At 50.1% G+C, this 26,844-nt stretch carries 28 protein-coding genes; 9 read left to right on the top strand and 19 right to left on the bottom strand.

The features are described from left to right. The 9 genes from BZG74_RS07250 to fkpA form a co-directional block, all read right to left on the bottom strand. Window positions 1-642 (bottom strand): GTP-binding protein (locus tag BZG74_RS07250; protein WP_131825625.1); only part of this gene is annotated, 642 nt, incomplete at its 3' end. Window positions 643-742: 100 nt separating this feature from the next. Continuing rightward, the gene (fusA, locus tag BZG74_RS07245; RefSeq protein ID WP_046074788.1) at window positions 743-2,839 is read right to left on the bottom strand and encodes an elongation factor G; all 2,097 of its coding nucleotides are present in this window, start codon (window positions 2,837-2,839) and stop codon (window positions 743-745) included. Window positions 2,840-2,914: 75 nt separating this feature from the next. Further along, window positions 2,915-3,385: a 30S ribosomal protein S7 gene (rpsG, locus tag BZG74_RS07240; RefSeq protein WP_025673237.1), complete on the bottom strand. Its 471-nt coding sequence runs from the start codon at window positions 3,383-3,385 to the stop codon at window positions 2,915-2,917. A gap of 97 nt (window positions 3,386-3,482) precedes the next feature. Continuing rightward, window positions 3,483-3,857 carry a 30S ribosomal protein S12 gene (gene rpsL, locus BZG74_RS07235; RefSeq protein WP_025673238.1) on the bottom strand — a complete coding sequence of 125 codons (375 nt, stop codon included), beginning with the start codon at window positions 3,855-3,857 and terminating at the stop codon, window positions 3,483-3,485. Window positions 3,858-4,034: 177 nt separating this feature from the next. After that, on the bottom strand, window positions 4,035-4,325 hold the full coding sequence (tusB, locus tag BZG74_RS07230; protein WP_158020635.1) for a sulfurtransferase complex subunit TusB: 291 nt from the start codon (window positions 4,323-4,325) through the stop codon (window positions 4,035-4,037). A gap of 10 nt (window positions 4,326-4,335) precedes the next feature. After that, window positions 4,336-4,692, bottom strand: coding sequence for a sulfurtransferase complex subunit TusC (gene tusC / locus BZG74_RS07225; RefSeq protein WP_077771981.1), 357 nt, complete (start codon window positions 4,690-4,692; stop codon window positions 4,336-4,338). A gap of 7 nt (window positions 4,693-4,699) precedes the next feature. Next, complete coding sequence (tusD, locus tag BZG74_RS07220) at window positions 4,700-5,092, bottom strand: sulfurtransferase complex subunit TusD (RefSeq protein ID WP_077771980.1); 393 nt, start codon at window positions 5,090-5,092, stop codon at window positions 4,700-4,702. After that, window positions 5,089-5,778 carry a helix-turn-helix transcriptional regulator gene (locus BZG74_RS07215; protein ID WP_198532142.1) on the bottom strand — a complete coding sequence of 230 codons (690 nt, stop codon included), beginning with the start codon at window positions 5,776-5,778 and terminating at the stop codon, window positions 5,089-5,091. Before BZG74_RS07215 ends, tusD begins: the two co-directional genes overlap by 4 nt. Before the next feature lie 159 nt (window positions 5,779-5,937). Further along, the gene (fkpA, locus tag BZG74_RS07210) at window positions 5,938-6,720 is read right to left on the bottom strand and encodes an FKBP-type peptidyl-prolyl cis-trans isomerase (protein WP_077771979.1); all 783 of its coding nucleotides are present in this window, start codon (window positions 6,718-6,720) and stop codon (window positions 5,938-5,940) included. 126 nt (window positions 6,721-6,846) lie between these two features. Between fkpA and BZG74_RS07205 the strand changes: the two genes are divergently transcribed. Continuing rightward, window positions 6,847-7,830 carry a WD40 repeat domain-containing protein gene (locus tag BZG74_RS07205; protein WP_077771991.1) on the top strand — a complete coding sequence of 328 codons (984 nt, stop codon included), beginning with the start codon at window positions 6,847-6,849 and terminating at the stop codon, window positions 7,828-7,830. Between the two features lie 12 nt (window positions 7,831-7,842). Next, the gene (locus BZG74_RS07200) at window positions 7,843-8,064 is read left to right on the top strand and encodes a SlyX family protein (RefSeq protein WP_077606863.1); all 222 of its coding nucleotides are present in this window, start codon (window positions 7,843-7,845) and stop codon (window positions 8,062-8,064) included. 52 nt (window positions 8,065-8,116) lie between these two features. Here the strand turns inward: BZG74_RS07200 and slyD are convergent, their stop codons facing one another. The 4 genes from slyD to kefG are packed head-to-tail and all read right to left on the bottom strand — an operon-like array spanning window position 8,117 to window position 11,245. Beyond that, window positions 8,117-8,608, bottom strand: a complete 492-nt coding sequence (gene slyD / locus BZG74_RS07195) for a peptidylprolyl isomerase (RefSeq protein ID WP_046074781.1) — start codon at window positions 8,606-8,608, stop codon at window positions 8,117-8,119. A gap of 50 nt (window positions 8,609-8,658) precedes the next feature. Beyond that, window positions 8,659-8,862, bottom strand: coding sequence for a YheV family putative zinc ribbon protein (locus BZG74_RS07190; RefSeq protein ID WP_046074780.1), 204 nt, complete (start codon window positions 8,860-8,862; stop codon window positions 8,659-8,661). 9 nt (window positions 8,863-8,871) lie between these two features. Then, window positions 8,872-10,671 carry a glutathione-regulated potassium-efflux system protein KefB gene (gene kefB / locus BZG74_RS07185; RefSeq protein WP_077771978.1) on the bottom strand — a complete coding sequence of 600 codons (1,800 nt, stop codon included), beginning with the start codon at window positions 10,669-10,671 and terminating at the stop codon, window positions 8,872-8,874. Continuing rightward, entirely contained in the window at window positions 10,664-11,245 is a 582-nt protein-coding gene (kefG, locus tag BZG74_RS07180; protein WP_077578268.1) for a glutathione-regulated potassium-efflux system ancillary protein KefG, read from the bottom strand. Before kefG ends, kefB begins: the two co-directional genes overlap by 8 nt. 197 nt (window positions 11,246-11,442) lie before the next feature. Between kefG and BZG74_RS07175 the strand changes: the two genes are divergently transcribed. The 7 genes from BZG74_RS07175 (at window position 11,443) to BZG74_RS07145 (ending at window position 17,988) form a co-directional block, all read left to right on the top strand. Next, window positions 11,443-13,371, top strand: a complete 1,929-nt coding sequence (locus BZG74_RS07175; protein ID WP_077771977.1) for an ABC transporter ATP-binding protein — start codon at window positions 11,443-11,445, stop codon at window positions 13,369-13,371. An 8-nt stretch (window positions 13,372-13,379) separates the two neighbouring features. Continuing rightward, window positions 13,380-13,856 (top strand): TIGR02444 family protein, encoded by a 477-nt coding sequence (locus BZG74_RS07170; RefSeq protein ID WP_101494672.1) that lies wholly within the window; start codon window positions 13,380-13,382, stop codon window positions 13,854-13,856. Continuing rightward, on the top strand, window positions 13,840-14,856 hold the full coding sequence (locus tag BZG74_RS07165) for a hydrolase (RefSeq protein WP_077771975.1): 1,017 nt from the start codon (window positions 13,840-13,842) through the stop codon (window positions 14,854-14,856). Before BZG74_RS07170 ends, BZG74_RS07165 begins: the two co-directional genes overlap by 17 nt. Window positions 14,857-14,964: 108 nt before the next feature. Then, a complete protein-coding gene (locus tag BZG74_RS07160) occupies window positions 14,965-15,183 on the top strand; it encodes a YheU family protein (RefSeq protein ID WP_077578264.1) in 219 nt (72 codons plus the stop codon). A gap of 56 nt (window positions 15,184-15,239) precedes the next feature. Next, window positions 15,240-16,109 carry a phosphoribulokinase gene (locus tag BZG74_RS07155; RefSeq protein WP_046074773.1) on the top strand — a complete coding sequence of 290 codons (870 nt, stop codon included), beginning with the start codon at window positions 15,240-15,242 and terminating at the stop codon, window positions 16,107-16,109. Between the two features lie 249 nt (window positions 16,110-16,358). Further along, the gene (crp, locus tag BZG74_RS07150; RefSeq protein ID WP_002535199.1) at window positions 16,359-16,991 is read left to right on the top strand and encodes a cAMP-activated global transcriptional regulator CRP; all 633 of its coding nucleotides are present in this window, start codon (window positions 16,359-16,361) and stop codon (window positions 16,989-16,991) included. Between the two features lie 130 nt (window positions 16,992-17,121). Continuing rightward, window positions 17,122-17,988 carry a type 2 periplasmic-binding domain-containing protein gene (locus BZG74_RS07145; RefSeq protein ID WP_077771974.1) on the top strand — a complete coding sequence of 289 codons (867 nt, stop codon included), beginning with the start codon at window positions 17,122-17,124 and terminating at the stop codon, window positions 17,986-17,988. A gap of 67 nt (window positions 17,989-18,055) precedes the next feature. Here BZG74_RS07145 and BZG74_RS07140 read toward each other — a convergent pair whose 3' ends face one another. The 6 genes from BZG74_RS07140 to BZG74_RS07115 form a co-directional block, all read right to left on the bottom strand. Next, window positions 18,056-18,847 carry a DUF1338 domain-containing protein gene (locus BZG74_RS07140; RefSeq protein WP_046074772.1) on the bottom strand — a complete coding sequence of 264 codons (792 nt, stop codon included), beginning with the start codon at window positions 18,845-18,847 and terminating at the stop codon, window positions 18,056-18,058. A 10-nt stretch (window positions 18,848-18,857) separates the two neighbouring features. Beyond that, the gene (gene astD, locus BZG74_RS07135; RefSeq protein WP_046074771.1) at window positions 18,858-20,339 is read right to left on the bottom strand and encodes a succinylglutamate-semialdehyde dehydrogenase; all 1,482 of its coding nucleotides are present in this window, start codon (window positions 20,337-20,339) and stop codon (window positions 18,858-18,860) included. 1 nt (window position 20,340) lies between these two features. Beyond that, entirely contained in the window at window positions 20,341-21,363 is a 1,023-nt protein-coding gene (gene astA, locus BZG74_RS07130; RefSeq protein ID WP_046074770.1) for an arginine N-succinyltransferase, read from the bottom strand. Between the two features lie 29 nt (window positions 21,364-21,392). Next, window positions 21,393-22,610 carry an aspartate aminotransferase family protein gene (locus tag BZG74_RS07125; RefSeq protein ID WP_077522045.1) on the bottom strand — a complete coding sequence of 406 codons (1,218 nt, stop codon included), beginning with the start codon at window positions 22,608-22,610 and terminating at the stop codon, window positions 21,393-21,395. Between the two features lie 367 nt (window positions 22,611-22,977). Beyond that, the gene (locus tag BZG74_RS07120; RefSeq protein WP_077771973.1) at window positions 22,978-23,553 is read right to left on the bottom strand and encodes an anthranilate synthase component II; all 576 of its coding nucleotides are present in this window, start codon (window positions 23,551-23,553) and stop codon (window positions 22,978-22,980) included. Between the two features lie 288 nt (window positions 23,554-23,841). Continuing rightward, entirely contained in the window at window positions 23,842-26,829 is a 2,988-nt protein-coding gene (locus BZG74_RS07115) for an EAL domain-containing protein (RefSeq protein ID WP_077771972.1), read from the bottom strand. Between the last annotated feature and the right edge of the window lie 15 nt (window positions 26,830-26,844).

The raw sequence follows: 26,844 nt of genomic DNA, 5'->3' as shown, positions 1-26,844 counted from the left end.
TGGCAGGATGAACGGCTTGTCGATCGCACGCTCTGGCTCTGGGATGTAAGAATCCAGCGCTTCAGATAGCTCAACGATCTTCTGCTCCCACTGCTCTTCACCGTTCAGGGCACCTAGCGCTGAACCTTGGATTACTGGGCAGTCGTCACCTGGGAAGTCGTACTCTGAAAGTAGCTCACGTACTTCCATTTCAACCAGTTCAAGCAGCTCTTCGTCATCAACCATGTCACATTTGTTCATGAACACGATGATGTTTGGAATACCAACCTGACGGCCTAGTAGGATGTGCTCACGCGTCTGTGGCATTGGGCCATCAGTTGCAGCAACAACCAGGATACCACCGTCCATTTGCGCAGCACCGGTGATCATGTTTTTCACATAGTCAGCGTGTCCTGGGCAGTCAACGTGTGCGTAGTGACGGTTTGGCGTATCGTACTCAACGTGAGAAGTTGCGATGGTGATACCACGATCACGCTCTTCTGGTGCGTTATCGATTGACGCGAAGTCACGAGCAGCACCGCCGTGTACTTTTGCAAGTACAGTACAGATAGCTGCGGTCAGCGTAGTTTTACCATGGTCAACGTGGCCGATAGTACCAACGTTAACGTGCGTTTTCGTACGTTCAAATTTTTCTTTAGACACGATCGTCTTCCTTCCTAGTTGTGAGTTAAAGGGCTTGGCCTAGTAACTCAGAAGTCAGTGTTTGATGCCGACCATGATGTCGGCATCTGGACCAAAATAATTAGCTACGCTCTGCGATCAGGGCGTCAGCGATGTTCTTAGGCACTTCACCGTACTCGCTGAACTCCATCGAGTAAGATGCACGGCCTTGTGTTGCACTACGTAGGTCAGTAGCGTAACCGAACATTTCAGACAGTGGAACCTGGGCACGTACGATCTTCAGACCCGCTGGGCCTTCGTCCATACCACCAATCAGGCCACGACGACGGTTCAAGTCACCAACAACGTCACCCATCCACTCTTCTGGTGTGGTTACTTCAACCTTCATCATTGGCTCAAGCATAACAGGTTGCGCGTCGTGAGCACCTTTCTTGAATGCCATTGATGCGGCGATCTTAAACGCCATTTCGTTAGAGTCAACATCGTGGTAAGAACCATCGAACAAGGTTGCTTTAACGTCAAGTACCGGATAGCCAGCGAGTACACCGTTAGCCATCTGCTCTTCGATACCTTTAGCAACAGAGCTGATGTATTCACGTGGAACCACACCACCAACGATTTCGTCAACAAAGACAAAGCCTTCGTTTGGCTCTGATGGTTCGATTTTCAGCCATACGTGACCGTACTGACCACGACCACCAGACTGCTTAACGAACTTACCTTCAACTTTGGTGCTACCACGGATGGTTTCGCGATAAGCTACCTGAGGCTTACCAACGTTACACTCAACGTTAAATTCGCGACGCATACGGTCAACGATGATGTCTAGGTGAAGCTCACCCATACCAGAAATCAGGGTCTGGCCAGACTCTTCGTCAGACTCAACACGGAAAGATGGATCTTCTGCCGCCAGTTTACCTAGCGCGATACCCATTTTCTCTTGGTCAGCTTTAGACTTAGGCTCAACCGCGATTTGGATAACTGGATCTGGGAACTCCATGCGCTCTAGGATTACTTTTGAATCCATTGCACATAGGGTGTCACCCGTGGTCACGTCTTTCAGACCAACCGCTGCAGCGATGTCACCGGCACGGATTTCTTTGATCTCTTCACGCTTGTTCGAGTGCATCTGTACGATACGGCCCAAACGCTCACGCTTTTGCTTCACTGAGTTATAGACAGTGTCGCCAGAGTTAACCACGCCTGAGTAAACACGCATAAAGGTCAACGTGCCCACGAATGGGTCGGTTGCAATCTTAAATGCCAGTGATGCAAACGGTTCTTTATCGTCTGCATGACGCTCGATTGGGTTACCGTCTTCGTCTTCACCTTTGATTGACTTAACGTCAATCGGTGATGGCAAGTATTCGATAACCGCATCCAGTACGGCCTGAACGCCTTTGTTCTTAAACGCAGAACCACAGGTTGCCAGTACGATTTCGTTATCAAGCGTACGCTGACGCAGCGCTGTCTTGATTTCTTCTTCAGACAACTCACCTTCTTCAAGGTACTTGTCCATCAGCTCTTCAGAGGCTTCAGCAGCAGACTCAACCAGGTAGTTGTGCCACTCTTCTGCTTGCTCTTTCAGATCGTCTGGAATTTCTTCATAGGTATAAGTCATACCCATGTCTTCTTCGTTCCAGTTGATCGCTTTCATTTTGATCAGGTCAATCACGCCTTTGAACTGGTCTTCTGCACCAATGTTCAAGTGAATTGGCACAGGGTGTGCGCCAAGGCGGTTTTTGATTTGATCAACAACGCGCAGGTAATCAGCACCCGCACGGTCCATCTTGTTTACGAATACCATACGCGGTACTTCGTACTTGTCAGCCTGACGCCATACGGTTTCAGACTGAGGCTCAACACCTGATGAACCACAGAATACAACTACCGCACCATCAAGCACACGCAAAGAACGCTCAACTTCGATAGTGAAGTCAACGTGTCCAGGGGTGTCGATGATGTTTACGCGGTGCTGTTTGAACTGCTGATCAGAACCGGCCCAGAAAGTCGTGGTCGCGGCTGAGGTGATGGTGATACCACGCTCCTGCTCTTGCGACATCCAGTCCATGGTAGCGGCGCCGTCGTGTACCTCACCGATTTTGTGTGACAGACCTGTGTAGAACAGGATCCGCTCGGTAGTCGTGGTTTTACCGGCGTCTACGTGAGCACAAATACCGATGTTACGGTAGCGCTCGATAGGGGTTTTACGAGCCACAATAGTATCCTCTTGCTAAGGTTAACCTTAGAAAATGGGTTTGGCGTGCCCCGAACGGGACACGCCATGAAGGCATTACCAGCGGTAATGTGCGAACGCTTTGTTCGCGTCTGCCATACGGTGAACGTCTTCACGTTTCTTAACAGCAGTACCTTTGTTTTCTGACGCGTCTAGCATCTCGCTTGCTAGGCGCTGAGCCATAGATTTTTCACCACGCTTACGAGCGGCTTCAACCAACCAACGCATAGCCAGTGCGTTACGACGTACAGGACGTACTTCTACTGGCACTTGGTAAGTTGAACCACCTACACGGCGAGATTTAACCTCGACCGCTGGGCGTACGTTTTCAAGAGCTTGTTCGAATACAGCCAAGTGCTCTTTACCAGAACGCTCAGCCATGATGTCTAGTGCACCATAAACGATTTTTTCAGCAGTTGACTTCTTACCGTCAACCATCAGGATGTTTACAAATTTTGCCAGCAATTCTGATCCGAACTTAGGATCTGGAAGAATTTTACGCTGACCAATTACGCGACGACGTGGCATGGATTATCTCCGTTGTCTTCTTCAGGTTTTATCCAAAACTTTTCAGTTTTTTCAAAATTCAATTGTTTGAGTGTTTGGCCTTACTTAACGGAATCCATTAAGACTTAGGACGCTTCACACCGTACTTAGAACGACCTTGTTTACGGCCGTTAACGCCTGCACAGTCAAGTGCGCCACGAACAGTGTGGTAACGCACACCCGGCAAGTCTTTAACACGACCGCCGCGGATAAGCACAACGCTGTGCTCTTGCAGGTTGTGGCCTTCACCACCAATGTAAGAGGTGACTTCAAAGCCATTGGTCAAACGCACACGGCATACTTTACGCAGTGCAGAGTTTGGTTTCTTTGGAGTAGTGGTGTAAACACGAGTACATACACCACGTTTTTGTGGACACGCTTCCAACGCAGGCACGTTGCTTTTCGCAACTTGCTTCAAGCGTGGCTTGCGGACCAGCTGGTTAATAGTTGCCATTAAATAGCTCCTGATATTACTTAACGTATAAGTGTGAAAAATCTAGCCCCAATACAACAGGGACGCGAAATTTTAGGCGTCGGGGTATGGGGTGTCAAGATTTATACAGAGATCTTTGCATTGTTTATTTTTCGAGCAGCGCACGGGGGATTTTCACACACGACAAAGACTAGCCGATTACCATGTCATTTGCGTGACATGTTCAGCACTCAAATCGACCAATTGATGCATATCAATCAGCTCTGCACGAGGGTGTAATGTATCGCCTAGCCCTCGTGCGTCCACATCATCTTTGAGCAAATAAACAGCATGAGTCTCGGTAAACAATCGGGTTGCCCACTCGCTCCCCGCCACCCCGGCGACGACGGCATCACTGAGCAAGACAATGGTGCTGTTCGCCGGCGCGTAGTCTAAGCACTGTGCTAAGGCTTGACGGCTGTATGGTGAATGTTTGACCAAGTGCAGCACGGCCTTCTCCTTAAAAATGTAAAATGCGATCGCAGCCTGACAACTGCGTTTTTACTTGCTCGACCAATAACGCTTGAGTCGGCAGTACCGTAGTCGCCTGCTCAAGTCCTCGTGCGGTTAACGAGGCCTGACAGACATAGACCTCTTCCACGTCACATAGAGGCAGCATTTTGAAGCTGGCAATATAGTCGCGGCTTAAAATTTGGCTCGGTTGCTGCCCTTCAAGTAATTGAAAGACACCGTCGCCGATAAAAAACACCACCAGGTTGTCACAAAAGGCGGACGCGGCAAGCAGTGCATCCAGGCCTTCTCGGCCACTTGCACTGCCATGGGGTGCTGAAGAAAAAACAAACCCTATTTTCATCACTGCCTTCTTAAAATTGCATCACACGATCGGCGGTTAACAACGCCTCTGCCAACGCCCCGAGTCCCGCTTGCGAAAACCCCGCGGCCAAGGTGCTATGTGGCAACGCATGTTGTGCCGCCTCCTGATCACTGACAATGCCACGACGTAGCGCCGCGGCCACACACGTTTCCAATTGCACTCCGTGGTCTTGTGCAAGGGTTTGCCATGCCGTGACAATATCAAACTCATCATTGGCAGGTACTGTGGTTGCCGTGCCGTTTAACACACCGTCTTGATAAAAAAACACTTTGCTGACTGTATACCCTGCCTCAATGGCAGCGGCTGCAAACTGGTACGCGGTGCGCGCCATTTGTGAGCCATAGGCAGGCTCAGTCACCACTAACACGTAGTGCAAACTCATGACTCGGTCTCTTCGGTTTTACGCTGTCTGACATAAAGATAAACAGTGTGTTTGGAGATATTTAGCCGCGCGGCAACCCGGTTAATGGCGTCTTTAATATCAAAAATACCCTTATCATAGAGCGCCATGACAATCTGGCGGTTTTTGGTATTGTTAGACACTGTCTTATCCGCATTCACCTCTTCAACGGTTCGCTCGACCGTTTTATCCACCAGCTCTTCCACGTCACTGGCAAAGTTAACCGATGACGCGGCCTGCTTGGCCTGATCATCTGGGATAAAGGCTTGTAGTACCTGAGAGAAAGGAGCATCTAAATTGATGTTGATACATAAAAGCCCAATAATGCGATTATCTCCGTTACGGATAGCCACCGTGATCGATTTCATTAGGGTGCCACTTTTGGCGCGGGTAAAATACGCGCGGGAGAAATTACGCTCGGATCCTTCGATATCACGTAGCATACGTAACGCCAAATCAGTAATGGGTGAACCTACCTGACGCCCCGTATTCTCACCATTGGCGATTTTTATCGCCGATTTATTTAGATCGTCCAATGCATGCAGCACAATTTCACAATGCTCACCAATCAAGGCCGCCAGCCCGTCGACCACGGCCGAGTAGGACTGCAAAATAATGCTGTCTTGTTGGTTAAGTGGATTGGGCTCAATGAGCTCACTTTCCGTCATAATGTTTGCGCCAAAACCCTCTGTCGGTACCACGTACGCCTATCCTTATTCGACCATTTATCTTTACTGCTCTGCGCTCAGTTTAACAGAATTCCTATCTAAAAATGCAAAAAGCCCCGGCAATGCCGGGGCCAGTATCACGGGTCAAGGGACGAGGTTTTAGCCTTCGCTCGCGCTGTCTTTTTTGGCATCATCTTTGATTTCAAGTAACTCAACATCAAATACCAATGTTGAGTTGGCAGGAATTGATGCCGTGTCTTGGTCGCCATAAGCCAACTCTGGCGGCACAACAAAGGTAAACTTAGAGCCCACAGGCATCAGCTGCACCCCTTCAGTCCAGCCAGGGATCACTCGATTGAGTGGGAAAGTGGCCGGTTCACCACGATCGTATGAGCTATCGAATTGCGTACCGTCAGTCAGAGTACCTTTATAATGCACCACCACGGTATCTTCTGCTGATGGCTTCTCACCGTCACCCATGCTATCGACTTTGTAGAGCAAGCCTGATTCGGTTTCTTTCACGCCTTCTTTCTGCGCGAACTCGGAGCGGTATTTTTCACCGTCAGCGATCGCGGCTTCCGCCTTTTCTTTCGCTTGTTGTTGCGCAAGCTTGGTCACACGCTGATCAAGCGATTGCAGTGCCGCTTGTGCTTGCTCGTCCGTCAATTTTGACTCACCTTTAAAGACGTCTTGCACCCCTTGCAATACCACCTCTTTATCCAGCTCGAGACCAATCTCGGCCTGCTGCTCCAAATTGGCGTTGAGGTATTGTGCCAAAGAAGCGCCAATCGCGTAGGCTGCTTTGTCGTCTTCGTTCGCAAACGCTGCTTCGGCTTTTTCAGCCGCTTGGTTGGTTTGCTCTACTTTTGCGTCTTCTTGCTGACAGCCGACGGCAAAGGCAACGGTTGCCGCGAGTAGCGACATCTTCATTACTGATTTCATTGGGTACTCCGTTGATGGTAAGGATTAATCCTCGTATTGTATTTACTGACGCATCAACCATGCGAAAGCCTATTTCTATCCATATACTCGTGGTTATATGGCTGCACACATCGGAACTCAAGTATGATGCCCAAAATCCGCCACATTGTTGGCATTTTTATTCTCTTAAGCGCCCTGTTCGGCTGTTGGCAGTCTGGCAAAGAAGCCCAGCGCTGGTCAATCCACCCTGAGGGCGCCACCAGCTTTAGCCTGAGTCGAGACGGGCGATTTGCCCTACTCGCCTCGGACGAAACCGATATTGTGCTGTGGGATCTTGTCACCAATCAGCAGTTGGCGGAGCTGGGGCCGCAAGACCCCAATGCCAACCCTGTGGTGGTCAGCCACATTTCCGATAATAAACGCTATGCCATTACTGCCACGGCACAAAACTTTGCCGTTTGGGACCTGGCTTGGAGCCAGTCTCAAGGGCTTTGGTCCATTTCTGACGGCATCATTCGCGATGCCGCGATCAGCAATAATGGTGAAAAATTGGTGCTGGCCATGTCTAACGGCAAAGCATTATTCATCGACTTAGGCACGGGGAGGCGCCTAGAGTTCCTGGCCCATCGCGATAAAGTCAATGCCGTGGCGATTTCCCCCAATGGTGCTTACGTCCTGTCAGGCGGTAATGACCATCATGCCTACTTTTGGGATACCGAGTCGGGACAAATTATCAACGACTTCGCCTATGATCAACGGGTTAAGCAAGTCGCGCTACATCGAGAAGGGAAATATGGGTTTGTGTCCGATGGCGGTAACCGCGCGGTAATTTGGGCCTTACCCAGTGGCGAGAAGGTGAGTGAGTTAGATATCTTTGCCCGCCAAGCCATTTATGCCAGTGCTCGCTTTTCCGATGACGGTCGCCAACTGGCCACCGGCACCCCTTCGCAACGGGTGGAGTTATGGGATGTACAAAGTGGTGAAAACATCGGCCGCTGGCAAGCCTTGGCACAACCAGACACTCGCCCGCCGAGCGCAGTCGTGTATGATGTGGCTATCGACCCCACGGGGCGAGTGATTTCCGGTACATCCGCCGGTATCGCCCAAGCTTGGTTAACCGACGCGCAATAGCGAGAGAGCAGTATGAGCGAGATTGATAAGTTACAGCAGCAAATCGACGACTTGGAATATAAGGTCGCTTTTCAAGAAGACACCCTCGAGCAGCTCAACAGCGCGTTAACTCAACAGCAAGGGGACATTGAACGCATGACGGTACAGATTCAATACCTTGTGAGTAAGTTAAAAAACATAGAGCCGGAAAACATTGCCAGCCAAGCAGAAGAAACCCCGCCACCACATTACTGATACGAAAAAGGCGCCATTCGGCGCCTTTCATTCACCACAGACGGATACCGTCTTAGTGGTCGTGACCACAGCTTTCACCGTCTTGGTGAATATGACCGTGAGACACTTCCTCTTCTGTCGCTTCGCGAACGTCAACCACTTCCACAGAGAAAGACAAGGTTTGACCGGCTAGCATGTGGTTAGCGTCAACCACCACTTCTTCACCGTCTACTTCAGTCACTTCAACTGGGATTTGGCCTTGGTCCGTTTCTGCCATAAAGCGCATGCCCACTTCTACTTGGTCTACGCCTTGGAATACGTTAGCCGGTACGCGTTGTACCATGGCTTCTTGGTAGTCACCATAAGCTTCGTCTGGGCCTACGGTCACGTCAAAGCTTTCGCCTTTTTCACGGCCTTCCAGCGCGTTCTCAAGACCTACAATCAGGTTACGATGACCGTGCAGGTATTGGAGAGGCTCTTGTGCTGTTGATTCGTCAACAAGTGCACCATCTTCGTTTTTTACTTGGTAAGCCAGGCTGACTACCACATCTTTTGCAATTTTCATGCTCGCTCCGAGACCGGAAGGTAAATGGACTGCCGATGATAACGGATCCCCTACTCCGGTTTAAAGATCCCAATGACATTCTCTGCTGACTCGGCACCAGAGTGTGACTGTTGTGCCGAATCAGGCAACCGACTATCATGATAATCGCAGCTGACACATTCTACTTTGTCAATATTATTTTCGCGCCACACTCGTAACGTATCGAGCTGTTGGCACGCTGGGCAAGCAGCCCCAGCAATGAAACGTTTTTTCACTTCAACACCTTACTCATCTCGGTTCCAACTTTGGTGCCGCTCACTATCACCGCGCATTTCTCGGTCAAAAATTTCTTCTAATTCTTTGCGCGCTTCTTTCACTCGAGAAGCCGTGGCCAAGTCTTCGCTGTGTTGCGGCAATAGATCTTGCAATACCCGCATATCCAACTTACGAAATAGAATTTCGGCTCGCTTGGCTTTGTACGGATGCATACCCAGTGACTCTAGCGTCTGTCTCCCGAGCTCAAGCGCCCCCAAAAAGGTTTCACGCGAGAATTGATCCACGCCCTGCGCCATCAATTGATAAGCCTCTACACGGCTCCTTGCCCGCGCCATTACTTTAAGGTTAGGGAAATGGCGCGCACAAAGATCAACAATTTCCATTACCTCATCAGGCGAATCAGTACAAATCACAATCGCTTCAGCGGTATGCGCCCCTGCCGCCCGTAATAAATCGAGCTGAGTTGCATCGCCATAATACACTTCATAGCCAAAGCGACGTAGCAGCTTAATTTGCGTCGGATCACGTTCTAATATGGTCACCCCAATTTTATTGGCGAACATCAACCGGCCCACCACCTGACCAAAGCGACCAAAACCGGCAATGATCACGCGCGCATCAGCTTGCTCAAACTGTCCTTGGGGCGGCGCGTCCTCTGGCTCGTTGAACGTGCGGGCAAACCAGCGTTGTTGAAGCGTCAGCATTAAAGGCGTGGTCATCATCGACAAGCTGACCACCACCAACAAAAACGCGTTTAACTCTTGGTCAAGCAAACCCTGGTTACGCGCCGCATTGAAAATGACAAACGCAAATTCTCCCCCTTGGCTGAGTAATACCGCCATTTGACTACGCGCTTTCGGTACGACCCCGAAGGCACGCGCCAAGCCATAAAGCAGCAAGGTCTTCACCAAAATTAACGCCGCAACCGCTCCCAGAATGGCCAGTGGATAGTCGAGCAATAAACCAAGGTCAACGGTCATTCCCACCGCAATAAAGAACAGCCCGAGCAACAAACCTTTAAAAGGCTCAATCGCGGTTTCTAATTCATGCCGGTATTCACTTTCAGCCAGCAGTACCCCAGCGAGAAAAGCACCTAGCGCCATTGATAACCCTAACGCTTGCATGGCGAGGGCAATCCCAATCACCAAGGCCAACGAGGTCACTGTAAATAGCTCGGTAACACCACTCATGGCCACTAGACGAAACAGTGGGCGCAGCAAGAAATGACCGCCCACCAGCAGGATACCGATGCCAACAAACATCCATAATACGTCGAGCCAACTGCCAGCGCTGCCACCGGCAAGCGCAGGGATCATCGCGAGCATCGGGATCACCGCAATGTCTTGGAAGAGTAAGACCGCAAACCCCGCTTGCCCGGTTTCGCTGCGCATCAGGCGTTGATCTTCAATAATCTTCATCGCAATCGCGGTTGAAGAAAGCGCCAAGCCGACCCCAATCACCAACGCTTGCAAGAGTGTCAAGCCTGCCAATGCGCAAATCACACCGATAAACAACGCTGTGACCACGACCTGACTGCCCCCAAGCCCGATAATCGGCCGTCGCATCTGGAGCAACTTTTTCGGGTTCAACTCCAAGCCAATCAGAAAAAGCAGCAGCACCACGCCGAACTCCGCAAAATGGAGAATCGCATCCACATCACGGACTAGGCCCAGCCCCCAGGGCCCGATCACTATGCCTGCCAGCAAATAGCCAAGGACAGAGCCCATGCCCAAGCGCTGCGCCAACGGAACCGCAATCACCGCCGCCAATAAAAAGACAAAAGCCACCGATAAGAGGTTGTTATCCATCCTCTCCTCCTTGTTGCACCAGCGGATCGGCGAGCCAATCGGCATAAATCTCGGCAAACGCCTCGCGATCGGCATCGCCAACGCGACGCGCCCAGTGCAAGACCAACGGTGGGATCCAATACATCCGACATAATGAGGCGGTCAATTCAAAGGGTTGCAAGAGTTCGGCCATCGAATATTTATTGTAACCTTGTTGGCTAAACGCTTCGGCCGCCCCCCCGGTGGTCACTACAAAGCGACAGGTTTTACCTGCCAACGCATCCCCACCTTGACCATGTGCAAACCCTTTCCCTAGCACCACATCTATCCACTCTTTTAACAGCGCCGGACAGGAATACATTTGCAGTGGATGCTGAAAGACCAACACATCGGCGTCAGTGACCAACGCGCGCTCATGATGGACGTCCACCACAAAATCAGGGTATGCAGCGTAAATATCGTGCACGGTGACATGGGTCAGCGGGGTAATGGCCTCAATTAAACGACGATTAGCAACGGATTCATCGGGGTCGGGGTGAGCAAAAATCACCAGTACCTTGGGAAGAGAGGGGCTTTCAGCCTTATCTCGGGGCATAGGCTTCCTTGTCTTATGATTATGGTCAGAACGCAATCTGTTCATTTATTCCGTGTTTTTAACTTTAACACACAAATATGCCCCGTCTGTGTCTGACCAGTAGGATGACGCGGTAGAATTTGGCAATCCCCGTATCAAGCTGGTATAACGACCGCGCAACAATGCGCATCCATCAACCCGAGACAGACTGAGTAATCATGATTCGCTTCTCCGACATTCAACTGCTTCGTGGTGGTAAGCCCCTGCTTGACCACACTTCAGCCACTATCTCACCAGGCGATAAAGTCGGCTTGGTGGGCAAAAATGGCTGTGGCAAATCTAGCCTGTTTGCCTTGCTCCGCCACCAATTATCCCTGGATGCCGGCCGTTGTGATTACCCAAGCCAATGGCAAGTGGCTTGGGTAGCGCAAGAGACCCCCGCACTTGATAAAAGCGCCCTTGAATATGTCATTGATGGCGACAGCGAATACCGCGAGCTCCAACAAGCCCTACGCGACGCCGAAGCCCGTGATGATGGTAACGCGGTGGCGATGTTACACGACAAATTGGATGCCATTGGTGGCTACACCATTGAAGCTCGCGCCGCGAGTCTGCTTGATGGTCTGGGCTTTAGCCAACCCCAAGTCCACTGGTCGCTCACCCAATTCTCAGGGGGCTGGCGAATGCGACTGAACTTAGCACAAGCGCTATTATGCCGCTCTGATCTATTGTTGCTGGATGAGCCGACCAACCACTTGGATCTCGATGCGGTGATGTGGCTGGAAAAATGGTTACAACAATACCCTGGCACCTTGGTGTTGATCTCCCACGACCGGGACTTTTTGGATCCTGTCGTCAACCGGATTATTCATATTGAACATCAACAACTTAATGAATATACCGGTAATTATTCTGACTTTGAGCAGATGCGCGCGCAAAAATTGGCCCAACAACAGGCGCAGTACGAAAAGCAACAAAAGCAAATTTCCCACATGCAATCGTACATTGACCGCTTTCGCTACAAAGCGACCAAAGCCCGCCAAGCGCAAAGCCGGATTAAAGCGCTCGAGCGCATGGAGAAAGTATTGCCCGCGCAATACGATAACCCGTTTAGTTTTACCTTCTTCACACCGGATGCCTTACCCACTCCCATTTTAATGATGGACAAGGTGGCGGCCGGTTATGATAAGACGCCCATTATTGAAAACATTCGCCTTAACCTGGTGCCGGGGGCGCGCATTGGCTTACTGGGGCGCAATGGTGCGGGTAAGTCGACCCTGATTAAACTCCTCGCGGGCAGCTTACCCGCCATGGCGGGCGAATTAACCTATTCACAAGGGGTGAAAATTGGCTATTTTGCCCAACACCAACTCGATACGTTACGCATCGACGATACACCACTTCAGTACTTAAACCGGTTGGCCCCCACCACCGCTGAGCAAACCTTGCGTGATTTTCTCGGCCGGTTTGGCTTTCAAGGCGACAAGGCGCTCGAGCCTATTGGCCCCTTCTCTGGCGGAGAAAAAGCCCGCCTTGTGCTCGCCTTACTGGTCTGGCAAAAGCCGAACTTATTGTTACTTGATGAGCCAACCAACCATCTGGACTTGGATATGCGCCAAGCGCTGACACTCGCTTTACAGTCCTACGAGGGCGCGATGGTGATCGTCAGTCACGATCGCTTTTTGCTGCGCGCCACCACCGATGATTTGTACTTGGTCGACAATGGCGCAGTGCTACCCTTTGATGGAGACTTGAACGATTATCATCGCTGGCTGACCGATCAACAGCGCGCCGATCGCGCCGAGACCAAAAAACAAGCGGCCGCGGAGAAAACAGCGCCGCAACAAACACAGATGGATCGCAAAGCGCAAAAACGCCGCGATGCCGAGTTACGCAAGCAAACCGCGCCTTTGCGGAAAAAAATTGACAATCTCGACACACAGATAGAGCAACTCTCTGCCATTATCACTGACGCAGAAAATCAGTTGGCGGACCCTGACATTTATCACACTGATAATAAGGCGCAACTCACGGCGCAATTGCAACGTCAAGCGGATGCCAAATCGACGCTCGAAGAGGTGGAACAAGAATGGATGGAGCGACAAGAAGAGCTGGAAGCCCTGGAGGCGACATTCAATCAAAACTAACCCCTGGGATGGCGAACCCCGCCGACCTATGGCAGTTTTGTTTACATCATTATGGCAAGCCAGAGGTGAAGCAAGCTTGCCTCAGGCTCCAAGACGAGCATCAAGGCAATGTCAACCTTGCCTTATTACTCGCCTGGATTGAACAGCACGGCTATGGTCTTGCGCCCGAGAGCCTCACACAACTGAAGCACGCATTGAGCCGCTCTGAGCACTTACTGATTGCTTACCGTCATTTACGGCGTGACATCAAGCCGCGTGTCGGGAGTGGGCAATATAAAAAAATGCTTAACTTCGAGCTCAGCTTAGAAAAATTCCAACAGCAAGATTTAGTCGATGCCCTGAATCGTCAAACCTGGCTCACGGACAGCGCCTCTCCTCTCGCCTACTATTGCCGTCAGTTGTCACCATCAGCACGCAACCTATACACATCACTGAAGGTGACACCCGCCGAGGAACAGGGAAGCAACCATGATGACACCGTTTAAACCCATTCCCAGCGCGCGGAATGCGCACCTGCAAACCTTGTTGCCTCGCTTTCTGCGTCGTGCCCCGCTTTTCACCCCTCGCTGGCAGCAATTTGATCTGCCCGATGGCGATTTTGTTGATCTGGCGTGGACGCATCAGCCGCAACCTGGACAACCGATTGTTGTTTTATTCCATGGCTTAGCAGGCAGTTTTGACAGCCCGTATGCCAACGGCTTGCTCGCGGCCTTCCAACGCCAAGGTTGGTGCGGCGTGGTGATGCACTTTCGCAGCTGCAGTGGCCGCCTCAATCGTGCCGCGCGAACCTACCACTCGGGAGAAACCCAGGACGCACGCGCCTTCTTAACCCATTTGCGTCAAACCTATCCAGAGAGTCAAATTGGCGCGGTAGGGGTCTCTTTGGGGGGAAATATGCTGGTGCGTTACCTGGCGGACTATCACGATGATCCCATCGTGGCCTGTGGCTGCGCCGTGTCGCCGCCACTTGACCTTGCCGCCTGCTCGATGCGTATCCAGCAAGGCTTTTCCCGTATTTATCAAGCCTATTTATTGCGCTCGATGCGACAAACCCTAGCGGAAAAGCTCACACGGCATCAGCAAGTAGGCCGATGGCACGCGGGGGAGCGCCCGGCGATAAACACTCTGTTCGAGTTCGACCAAACCGTCACCGCTCCGCTTCATGGCTTTGACGATGCCCTCCACTATTATCGCGCCTGCAGTGGTTTATCGGTGCTCGACACCATCAAGGCCCCACTGGCGATTATTCATGCCAAAGACGATCCTTTTATGACCGACGCGGTGATCCCTACGTCCCCGTTACCCGCAAACATTGATTACCAACTCACTGAACATGGCGGCCATGTTGGCTTTGTCGCCGGTAGTTGGCGACAGCCACAGTTTTGGCTTGAGCACGCCGTCCCCCACTGGCTTGCCACTTATCTACCCGTACCATCACCTCATTCGGATCGTGTGAGTGACACGCGCACGATCAAGAAAGCGTAGAGAACCACTGCATTACGCGGAATGATCGGGTAAAATGCGAGCCAATTCACAACATTCACATCAGGCACCCTAGCATGCCATCCTGAGATCGATAAAAGGTGATGTAGTATGATGGTTCCATGGCAATCGATTCCCGACGAGACACTCACAGGTTTAATTGAGCATTTTGTGTTACGGGAAGGAACCGATTATGGTGAGCAAGAAGTCAGCTTTGCACAAAAAGTGGAGGACGTTCGCCAACAACTGCAATCCGGAGAAGCCGTGATTGTGTATTCTGAGTTGCACGAGACAGTGGATATTCGTCGTAAAGCAGCACTCAGATCCTAGCATCGCAGTACTCGCCGTATCGCGATACAAATTCAGACTGAATGACAGGGCGCGTCATGTCGGCTAAACATCCAATTATTGCGGTCACCGGCTCGTCAGGGGCCGGCACCACCACCACCTCGGAAGCCTTCCGAAAGATGTTCCAAATGATGAACATCAAAGCGGCCTGGCTAGAAGGGGACAGCTTTCATCGCTTTACCCGTCCCGAAATGGACGTCGAGATCCGTAAAGCGCGTGAGCAAGGTAAACATATCAGCTATTTTGGCCCCACCGCCAACGACTTCCCTCGGCTGGAACAGTTTTTTCGTGAGTATGGTGACCAAGGCACCGGGAAGTACCGCCGCTACTTACATACCTTTGATGAAGCGGTGCCCTATAACCAAATGCCTGGTACCTTCACGCCATGGCAAGACTTGGCCGACAATACCAATGTATTGTTTTACGAAGGGTTGCACGGCGGCGTGGTCGACGGTGACGTCAACGTTGCGCAGCACGTCGATCTCTTGATTGGTATGGTCCCCATCGTCAACTTAGAGTGGATTCAAAAATTTGTCCGTGATACGCGCGATAGAGGCCATTCTCGTGAAGCGGTGACCGACTCGATTGTGCGCTCAATGGATGATTATCTGCACTATATCACCCCGCAGTTTTCTCGCACCCATATCAACTTTCAGCGCGTTCCCACGGTAGATACCTCAAACCCATTAAATGCCAAAGGGATTCCGTCTTTGGATGAAAGCTTTGTGGTGATCCGCTTTCGTGGCATGAAAAACGTCGACTTCCCTTATCTGTTGCAAATGATCACCGGGTCGTTTATGTCGCGCCATAACACCTTAGTGGTGCCGGGAGGAAAAATGGGCTTTGCAATGGAATTGATCATACGTCCATTGATCCAGCAATTGATAGAAAAAGGCAAGATTGGCTGAGGCGTAGCGCATTCATGATGTATTACTTCTCAAGCCGTGATCTTAGCCACGTTTTTGCCAGTTTTTTAGGCGGTTGGCCTAGATCAAAATCAAGAAATCACCAACAAAAAAAGATACACTCTTGTTAACATACAGTGAGCTTGTAGCCCGCGTTCAGACTTCGTATTCTGTGCAATGATCTGATGGGTTACCCCTCAGACAAAGATAGGACGTTGTTGCCGGGCAACACATGCAGAGGAAATAAGTTATATGGTTCCAGGAAAACCTCAAACAGACCCTACACTCGAGTGGTTCCTTTCACATTGTCATATTCATAAGTATCCGTCGAAAAGCACGCTTATCCATGCTGGTGAAAAGGCGGAGACCTTGTATTACATCGTGAAAGGGTCTGTGGCCGTACTGATCAAAGATGAAGAAGGCAAGGAAATGATCCTGTCTTACCTTAACCAAGGTGACTTCATCGGTGAGCTCGGGCTTTTCGAAGAAGACCAAGAGCGCACTGCTTGGGTACGCGCCAAATCACCGTGTGAAGTGGCAGAAATATCATTCAAAAAGTTCCGCCAGCTTATCCAAGTGAATCCTGATATCTTGATGCGCTTGTCCTCACAAATGGCGCGCCGCTTGCAGGTAACGAGCCAAAAGGTGGGGGATCTTGCCTTCCTGGACGTCACAGGGCGCATTGCGCAAACCCTATTGAACTTGGCGAAGCAGCCTGATGCCATGACGCATCCTGATGGTATGCAGATTAAGATCACCCGTCAGGAAATTGGCCAAATCGTTGGCTGCTCACGCGAAACAGTGGGACGTATCCTTAAAATGCTGGAAGAGCAAAACCTCATTTCCGCACACGGTAAAACCATCGTGGTATACGGCACACGCTAATCGCGCCACTCTCTGTATCACCAACCGACGCCCTGGCGTCGGTTTTTTTATCTCCATTATCTGGCAAGCACGCGGATTGCTTCTACACTCAAAACGACATGGTTAACATAAAATTAACAAGGTGTCGTTTATGAAAAAACTCATGATTACCCTCACCGCCTTCGCGCTCTCTGTGTTTTCAGTCCATGCTGCGTCCAATACGACGATTGTCCACCCCGAGCCACGCGCCGGCTCGGCGCTTGATCTCTATGCCATTGAGCTCATCGAGTTTCTTGCCGAAAAGTCGGGAGAATCTGTTACCTTACAAGCCTTTGACGGCCAAATTGGCTCTCAATCTCGTAAGGTGGAAATGCTCAAGCAAGGCAAGCTCACCGTCGACTGGCTTGGTGCCGACCGTACACTGGAAGCTGAATTGATCCCCGTTCGCTATCCCGTGTTTCGTGGCTTACTCGGCCACCGCCTGTTTATTACCAACCAAGCCACCGAGCCCCAACTTGCTCAGATAAGTAGCGCGAGTGACTTGCAGTCTCTGACTATGATTCAGGGACAAGGTTGGGCCGACGTCAAGGTGCTTAACTCAGCGGGATTTCGCGTACGTGAAATATCGAGCTTTGAAAACATTTTCAAAGTGGTTGATACGGGCCGGGCCGATCTCTTCCCTCGTGCCTTGATTGAGCCTTTTAGTGAATTAGCCGAGCGGCCGCAATACGGTAACCTGTTAGTTGACCCACACCTGATGCTGATCTATCGCTTCCCAATGTTCCTGTTTGTGTCTCCGCAACATGCTGACGTCGCCGAGATGTTAAATGGCGCTTTTGAAGCGGCGTATCAAGACGGATCATTTATCGAGTTTTTCAATAATGCGCCTTTAGTTGAGGAAACCTTTGAAAAGGCGAACATTGGTGAGCGTACTGTCATCCGAGTCGACAACCCGCATTTAAGCAACGAAACACAAGCGATTCCAGACACGTTTTGGCTCGACATCGAGGCTCAATAGACGATAAAAAAGGGAGCGTATCACACGCTCCCTTTTCCCATGATGTCGATAAGCAATGCGTGACGCACTAATGGGTGCTTTCAAAGATTTTGTCTGCCGAAGCAGCCACAAAACCTTGGTAAAGCTCACCATTGGGCAGGACATAACGCTTAGCAAACTCGTAAAAGCCACCCGGGATGGTTTGCGTGCAATCGGAGAAAGTAACGGGCACGCGGTCAGCCATGGTGGAGGATTGCTCCAGATACACAGATGCATCCCCTTTGACTTCCCCGCCTGACTCGTTAATCGCAAAGCCATTATCGCGCAATCGGTTGTTCACCGAGAGGCAATCATCATGCGCATTCAGCTGATTCACACTCACGGTAAAATGGTTCGCACCATAACCGTGTGCCGCCACCCAAGACGCATATTCACTCTCTTCGGCAAGCGTTTGATAGGTTGCCCAATCAATATCCCATAGGCGGCCCTGATGGAGAAAATCGCTGCCTGTAAGTGACGACGCATCAACTTGTGCCACCAGCTTCTCAACAATCGCCTGAAGCGCGGGCGAGCATTGCTCGACCATCAATTCACTGATAAAGACTTTCGGCATCAAGGGATCGGGGTGCTCAAAATGGCAGGCATTGAGCTTTTTCGCTTCAAAGGTATAGTCACCTTTTTGCTGATACCCCAAGGCGAGAAATGGACGCGCGAGTACCTTTAGCCCAACCTTAGGCAAACCAAATGTCCGTAAGGCAATATGATCATTGATCAAAGGTTGCCCTTCCTCTAATAAGGCATGCACCTTATGTGCCGAAGGGCATAGGCGGTTGATGTAGTCCTGCCACAGTTTGTCGAATAACGCTTGGCCACTGTCCATGTTGCTCTCCTTAGTCCTGTTGAGTCGGTATACCGGGGGCGAACGTCTCGGGAAGCATCACCTGCTCGCCCTCCATGGATGCCATGGGATAAGCACAATAATCTGCCGCGTAATACGCGCTAGGGCGTAAGTTCCCCGAAGCACCTGGCCCACCAAATGGCGCATCGCCACTGGCTCCGGTCAATTGACGGTTGCGGTTAACAATCCCTGCACGAATATGGTCAAGGAAATACTGCCATTCACCATCGTCTTCACTGATAAGCCCGGCAGACAATCCATAACGGGTGTCATTGGCTTTGGTGACCGCATCGGCCATATCCTGGTAACGCTGCACTTGCAACAACGGGCCAAAATACTCTTCATCCGGTAAGTCTTGGATACCACTGACATCCAAGATCCCTGGCGAGATCACCGCATCATGCTGATGTTCACACTCAATCACTGGCTTCGCGCCCAGATCAACAAGCTTTTGTTGTGTCGCCAGGATGCCTTCCGCTGCCGCCACTGAGATCTGTGCGCCCATAAACGGAGCCGGATCATCAAACTGACCGCCTACACGCACGGTTTTTGTCCATTGAGCTAGGCGCGTCAAGATCTTGTCACCCACTTCCCCCTCAGGCAACAGCAAGCGGCGCGCACAGGTACAGCGTTGACCGGCGCTAAGATACGCTGACTGAATGATGGTATACACGGTGGCCTCTAAATCACCAAACTGATCACTGACCACCAAGGGATTATTTCCCCCCATTTCAAGTGCGAGCATCTTATCAGGCTGACCGGCAAACTGGCGGTGGAGAATATGGCCAGTATTGGCGCTACCGGTAAATAGCAGTCCGTCGATGCCGCGCGCTTGCGCTAGAGCCTCACCGGTATTACGGCCACCTTGCACCAAATTGATAAGGCCATGTGGCAGCCCCGCCTCTAGCCAATACGCCAGTGTTTTCTCCGCCACTTTCGGCGTCAACTCTGACGGCTTGAATACCACACTGTTACCGGCTAAAAGCGCAGGCACAATGTGACCATTGGGCAGATGACCCGGGAAGTTGTAGGGACCAAAGACCGCCATCACACCTAACGGGCGGTGGCGCAACACCGCTTGCGTGCCATTGACGTCCTTCTCGCGTGAGCCCGTTCTCTCGTGGTAAGCGCGTAATGAGATCGCCACTTTTCCCACCATGGCACCGACTTCGGTTTTGGTTTCCCAGAATGGTTTGCCCGTCTCTTCCGCAATGGTGCGCGCTAAATCATCCGTATTCGCTTTCACTATCTCGGCAAAGCGCTCAACCAGCGCTTGGCGCTCGGCAAATTCAGTATTACGCCAACGAAGAAAGGCTTCACGTGCGGCGCTAACCGCTTGTTCAACCTGGGGACGCGTCGCTTCTTCACCTTGCCAAATACACTGACTATCAAAGGGATTTTGCGAGGTCATCACCTCGCCCTCGCCTTTCACCCATTCACCGTTAATCAGATGGCCTGCTGATTGCTTTGTCATCTTATCCCTCCATGGCAATCAAACGCAGCTGATCGCCTTCTTTTACATTCAATGCGTCTGCTACCGCGGGGCTGATCACCACCTGATTGGTTTCATGATCCACCGCCGCTTTCGCCGCCGTGGCGCGGAAACCGGCAAAGTCCGTGTTCGATATCAAATAGTCCTGCGCGCTGCTGTGCTCTCTTACGCTTGCCGAGGCGTTAAAAGAATGACGCACGGATTCGATATTGTGACGTAAGCATTCCACCGTGGGGCCGGCATCAAAGATGTCGACATAACCACGGCACGAAAAGCCTTCTTTTTCCAACAAGCGCAACGCTGGGCGGGTATTTGGGTGCACTTGCCCGATCACCGCTCGCGCCTCCTCACTAAGCAGGCTCACGTAAATCGGCAATTTTGGCATCAGGTCAGCAATGAAGCCTTTCGCCCCAATCCCGGTGAGGTAGTCAGCCAACGTGAAGTCAATGTTAAAGAAGTTATCCTTCAACCATTGCCAAAACGGCGAGTTCCCCTCGTCGTCAGACACACCACGCATTTCAGCAAAGACCACGTCTGCGAAACGCTCTGGAAATTGTGCCAACATCAAAAACCGACACTTAGATAAAAGCTTGCCGTTTAGGCCGCCACGAAACTCAGGGCGCATAAACAAGGTGCAGATCTCTGTCGTGCCGGTGTAGTTGTTGCCAAACGTCAGCACTTCCACGATGTTATGCACATTCAGTTTGCGCGACGAGTGCACCACCTTCGTCAGGTGGTAACTGTAAAATGGGTTGTCGAGGCCAATCGCGGCCTCGATGCCTGTTGTCCCAGCAATTTCACCCGTTTCTACATCTTCAGCGACCATCAAGTAGCCTTCCGGGCCAGGCTCTGTCACCTTTTTGGCAAAACTTTCTAGCGAATTATCAATTCGCCCTTGGAGCAAATCGGCATCTACCGGCAACGAGGTAAACCCGTGGCCGGACGCTTCCGCACACAACATCAGTGCATCAAAATCTGATGCACGGATAGGCCGAATAACTAACATCTCAAATCCCTCCGAGTGTATGAGGTCGCTTATCCTGCAACAACCTTCGCAATCGCGCGCTCCAGGCGTGCCATCCCTTCTTCAATATCGGCTTTGGTAATCACCAATGAGGGAGTAAACCGCACCACATTTGGGCCGGCGACTAATACCAACAGGCCTTCTTCACCCGCAGCAACCAGAATATCACGTGCACGGCCTTCCCAGTCTTGGTTCAGTGCCGCACCGAGTAGCAAGCCTTTGCCACGGACTTCACTGAAAATGCCGTACTTATCGTTAATCGCTTCTAAACCATCACGGAACCATTGCTCGCGCTCCATCACACCGTCTAAGACGTCAGGCTTGGTCACTTCATTGACCACCGCTTCTGCCACCGCACACGCCAATGGATTACCGCCATAGGTGGAGCCATGAACACCCGGCTTCATATGTGCCGCGAGACGTTCGGTGGTAAGCATGGCACCAATGGGGATACCGCCACCCAATGATTTAGCCGTCGCCAGAATGTCTGGCTCGACCCCTGATTCTTGATAGGCATAGAAGGTCCCAGTACGGCCATTGCCAGTTTGCACTTCGTCAAATATCAGCAATGCATTGTGCTTATCACACAGCTCGCGCACGGCCTGCAAAAAGCCTGGCTCTGGCGGCACAATGCCGCCCTCACCTTGCAATGGCTCCATCATCACCGCACAGGTGCGCTCGGAAATATGGTCAGCCAATGCGGCGATATCGTTGTAAGGAAGGTGGGTAACATCGCCAGGCTTTGGACCAAAACCGTCAGAGTAGGCAGGCTGACCGCCCACTGTTACGGTAAAGAAGGTGCGACCGTGGAAACCTTTGGTGAACGCGATAATTTCACTTTTGTGCTCGCCGTGCTCCTCTTTTGCCCAGCGGCGCGCCAGTTTAAGCGCTGCTTCGTTGGCTTCGGCGCCTGAGTTCGCGTAAAACACGCGGTCGGCAAAGGAAAGCTCGGTGAGGCGTTTGGCGAGGCGCAACGCGGGCGCATTGGTCATCACATTGCTCAAGTGCCACAGCTTCTGCGCTTGCTCAGTCAGTGCATCCACCATGACCGGATGACAATGACCTAAACAGCTCACCGCAATACCACCGGCAAAATCGATATACTCTCGACCTTCCTGATCCCAGATACGCGATCCTTTACCATGATCCGGGATCATCGGCATTGGGTTGTAACATGGCACCATGACTTCGTCGAAGAGTTTACGTTCTACTTTGTGCTCCATTGTCATCACTCAATCCTTCTGTGTTTTATCTATGACGCATAGTATTTACATTATTTTAACTGCAGCAATAGCAGATTATGTTTTGTTTTCAGCAGGGTAACCGAAATCATGCAGTTTACAGAGATAGTTATGCATAAACTGTGAGCAGGGAGAAGCGCAGAGCAAGCAAGGCTATGATGCCAAATAGGCAAGACTGAAGGGAGAGAATACCCACGCTGCATAAGGTTGCAGCCATTGATAAGGCAGTCAAAAATCGCGAAATGTAAAATTAGTGATAAAGATCGCGATTTAGTGCAATACTGTGTAATAGCGCACGACTGAGATGGCCCCAAGTCATGGCGCTTAAAACGGTCGTGACCTTTAGTTGACGGGGTTATTGTTGGAGAAAGTTGGCCAGTAACGTATGCCCCTCTTGGGTGAGAATGCTTTCTGGATGAAATTGTACCCCTTCCACCGCCAGCTCTCGGTGTTTTAACCCCATGATGATTTCTCGCCCATCCGCCTCTGTGGTGGTCGCTGTTACCATCAAACAAGCAGGTAAGCTGTGTGGATCCACCACTAAGGAGTGATATCGCGTGACGGTAAGCGGGCTTGGCAAATGCGCAAAGACACCTTGTCCTTCGTGATCAACGGGCGAGGTTTTACCATGCATCACTGCCTTCGCGCGTATCACCTTAGCACCAAATACTTGCGCTAGGGCTTGGTAGCCCAGACAGACACCTAACAAGGGGAGCTTTCCCGCAAAGTGCTCAATCACCGCCAGCGAGATCCCAGCCTCATCTGGGGTACACGGGCCTGGCGAAACCACGATATGCGTGGGTGCCATCGCCTCTATCTCCGCCAAGCTAATCGCATCATTGCGTTTGACGCAAACAGACGCGCCCAATTCACAAAAGTATTGATACAAGTTATAGGTGAAAGAATCGTAGTTATCGATGATAAGAAGCATTATTTTGTCAACCTAGTATCAGCCGTAGTGTTACTTAAAATCCACCAGCGAACACATAAAGTTTTATTTGAAAATAACATTTTAAACAAAAAATCATTCATTTTCATCAGATGATTTCAAATATCGCAGTGATGAGCTAATCGATGAGTACTATTGTACCCCTCCCAGTTCACTTTCCACCACAGATAACAAAGGTAAAACCTAACAGAGATTGCAATAAAGCACTGCCTTGGATCGGCCCAAAGCTCTTAATTCTTCCAGACACACAAGACCAGAAGCTAATCATTTTTAAGTATCGATAATATTAATCCAGGATTGTAGCATTGTATAGCTCATCGGTTTAGCAAAATAATATCCCTGAAAGCCGGTACAGCCACAGTCACGTAGAAAAGCATATTGCTCTTTGGCTTCAATACCTTCTGCGATTATTTTAAGATTAAGTGAATGAGCCAGAGTAATGATACCTTTACAAAGGACAGCATCTCTTTCATTGATAGTCACACCATCAACAAAGCTTTTATCAATTTTTATTTTTCCAATAGGGAGTTCTTTAAGATAACTTAAACTGGAAAAACCAGTGCCAAAATCATCAATTGCTATCGTGATACTCATATTAGTCAACATATTAAGAAGATCAATTGCACCTTCGGTATCCCACATCAGAATCCCTTCTGTTAACTCAAGCTCAAGATATTCCGGTGGTAACCCTGTTTCGTCAAGAACCTGCCGAAGTATCTTTAGAAAATCAGGGCGATGGAACTGCATCGGAGATAAATTCACTGCGACACGACCGGATAACAGCCCTTTGTTGACCAAAGATAAGGCATCCAGGCAAGCCCGTCGTAGTACCCAGGTTCCAAGCTCTGTCACCTGCCCTGTTTCTTCTGCAATCGGGATAAAATCAACCGGAGAAATCGGTCCCTTTATGGGGTGCTGCCAGCGTACAAGAGCCTCCAAACCAATAAGGTCACCTGTTACATCAACTAAAGGTTGGTATTGCAGATAAAGCTGCTCTTTTTTGATGGCCTCATCCAAGTCATTACGTAGCTCTACTCGACGGGAAAGTTTTATACTCAAATCATCGGAAAAAATCTCATAGGTGTTACACCCCTGCTGCTTGGCTTTAAACATTGCCATATCTGCCTGTTGAAGCAGCTTTTCAGGGCTGGTCAAATATTCTGCCAATGTTGCAATACCGATACTGGCTGATATGTGCAGTTTGTTGCCCTCTACGGAGTATGGCTGCCTGATTTGGTCGAGAATTTTATCAGAGATAAAAATAATATCTTCCAAGGAGCTATAGTGGGTAGTAATAAGAACAAACTCATCTCCGCCAAAACGAGCCAGAATATCATTTTTCTGCAAACAGGCATTCAACCTTTCAGTGACACTTATTAATAATTGATCGCCTACTTTATGCCCCATAGTATCATTTACTGATTTGAAATCATCAAGATCAATAAATAGTAAAGCCAATGAGCCATTATTAGCTTTTGATTCTTTAATATAGAAAGCAAGATGCTCATCAAAAAGCACTCGGTTAGCAAGCCCGGTTAAACTATCATGAGTGGCCTGATATTTAAGCTCCTGTTTCTGCCGCACCTCTGATGAAATATCATTCATGACAGCAATAAAATGTGTGACTTCATTGTTTTCATTTCTGACCGGGGATATAAAAAGCTTATTCCAGAAAGACGAGCCATTTTTTCGGTAGCTGATAACGTTTAGGGATTCTGTCCTTCGCTCTAAAACAGCGTTCAGGATTCGGTCAATATCTGCAGTGTCCGTTCGCTCACCAGTTAGAAGGTCAAGGGCTCTCACACGAATATCATCAAGGGCGAATCCTGTCATATTAAAAAACGCGGGATTAGTGTACACCACCGGATAATGGGGAAGACGTGCATCCGTTACCACGATAGCATTGCTGCTTGCTTCCAGGCACCTTTCCATCAGTCGCTGATTTTCTTCACTAAACAAACGGCTGGTGATCTCTTTTGCCAACCCAAAAGTCCCTTCAGTATTCCCGTCAATGATGATGGGTAAAAAAGTGATTTTGAAAACTCTTTCGGTGTTATCTGAGGCCTGTAATCTAAACGTGACGGCTGGCTGGGGATAACCCTGACTCGCTTTACCAAAGGCGATATAGACTCTCTTTAAGTCCTCTTCCGGCACAATCTCTTTATGCAGCAAATCATAGAAATGCTTACCCAGGAAATCACTCTCGTTTATACCAAGAGTCTGCTCCATTGCAGGATTCATAGCCTGATAAAACCCATCACGATCAAAGGATAAAATCGCATCTGGATTATGGCTATAAAGCGAGCGGAAATACTGTTCGCTCACTCTCGATTTGCAGGCCTGCTGAAGGCTGATCTCGCTCAAAGAGCGTTCGACCATTAGCTTATAAGTTATTAGCAGACCGAGCAAAAGGATAACAGTGGGCAGGTAAGCATAGAGTGCTCCTTCTGACACAATGGGGCTAGTCGCCCAGCGCCCCATCATGCTCTGCAGTATTGGTCCGTAATCACCGGTTACCTGTTGAGAGATAAGTACATAGTTGTCTAATAGATATTGGAAAGACTGGTCTCGGTCCTGTTGCCGAATCACAGTGGCAATATACATAAGTACCAGAGTTGATAGAAAGCCATAGGCGCCGACCTTCATCGCTTTTGCTGGCATAGGGAAACGTGCATTTTCCGGCTGAATATCGACCCGCCAAAAGATAACCCCCAGCAGCAGAGCAAACAAACCACCGGTGATAGAAGCCTGAGCCGCTGGTACAGCTAAGTCACTGCCAATGCTTAGCGGAGCAAGATCATAGGACAGAGACAGCCCCCCTATGACGATACTAATAGCGCTACATATCCGCCATAATAAGCGGGTTCCCTCATTTGCCCCCAGACTAAAACATACTCCCATTAGGGTGATCAGCATGGCGGGGATCAGCGGTAGACAAAACCCATAAGCCATACTATCGGCCTGATTATTCATATAGCGCCAGCTATGATAGACCAGACTGCATCCCCCAAATGCAAGTAGAGCTAGCACATAGATTAATCTGAGCTTAGCGTTCAGTTTTAACACGTGGGCAGCAACAGCCGCTCCAACCAGTGTAAAAGCAAGCCCATAAGAAAAGGACACATCAAGACTTTGTGGTGCAGTTGACCAGGGTTGAAGTAAAATGATCATCAGAGTTTTTAATCCAACTCCCAGCGGACTAAAAACGAGCAGTATCAACAAGGCTTGTTTTCTGATACTGAAAGTTATGTTGTTCATTATTATAGGTATGTC

The sequence above is a fragment of the Salinivibrio sharmensis genome, assembly GCF_001995985.1.
In the GTDB taxonomy this organism is placed as follows: domain Bacteria; phylum Pseudomonadota; class Gammaproteobacteria; order Enterobacterales; family Vibrionaceae; genus Salinivibrio; species Salinivibrio sharmensis.
Note: the sequence above shows the minus strand (reverse complement) of the source record. Positions and strands in the feature narration are given on the sequence as shown.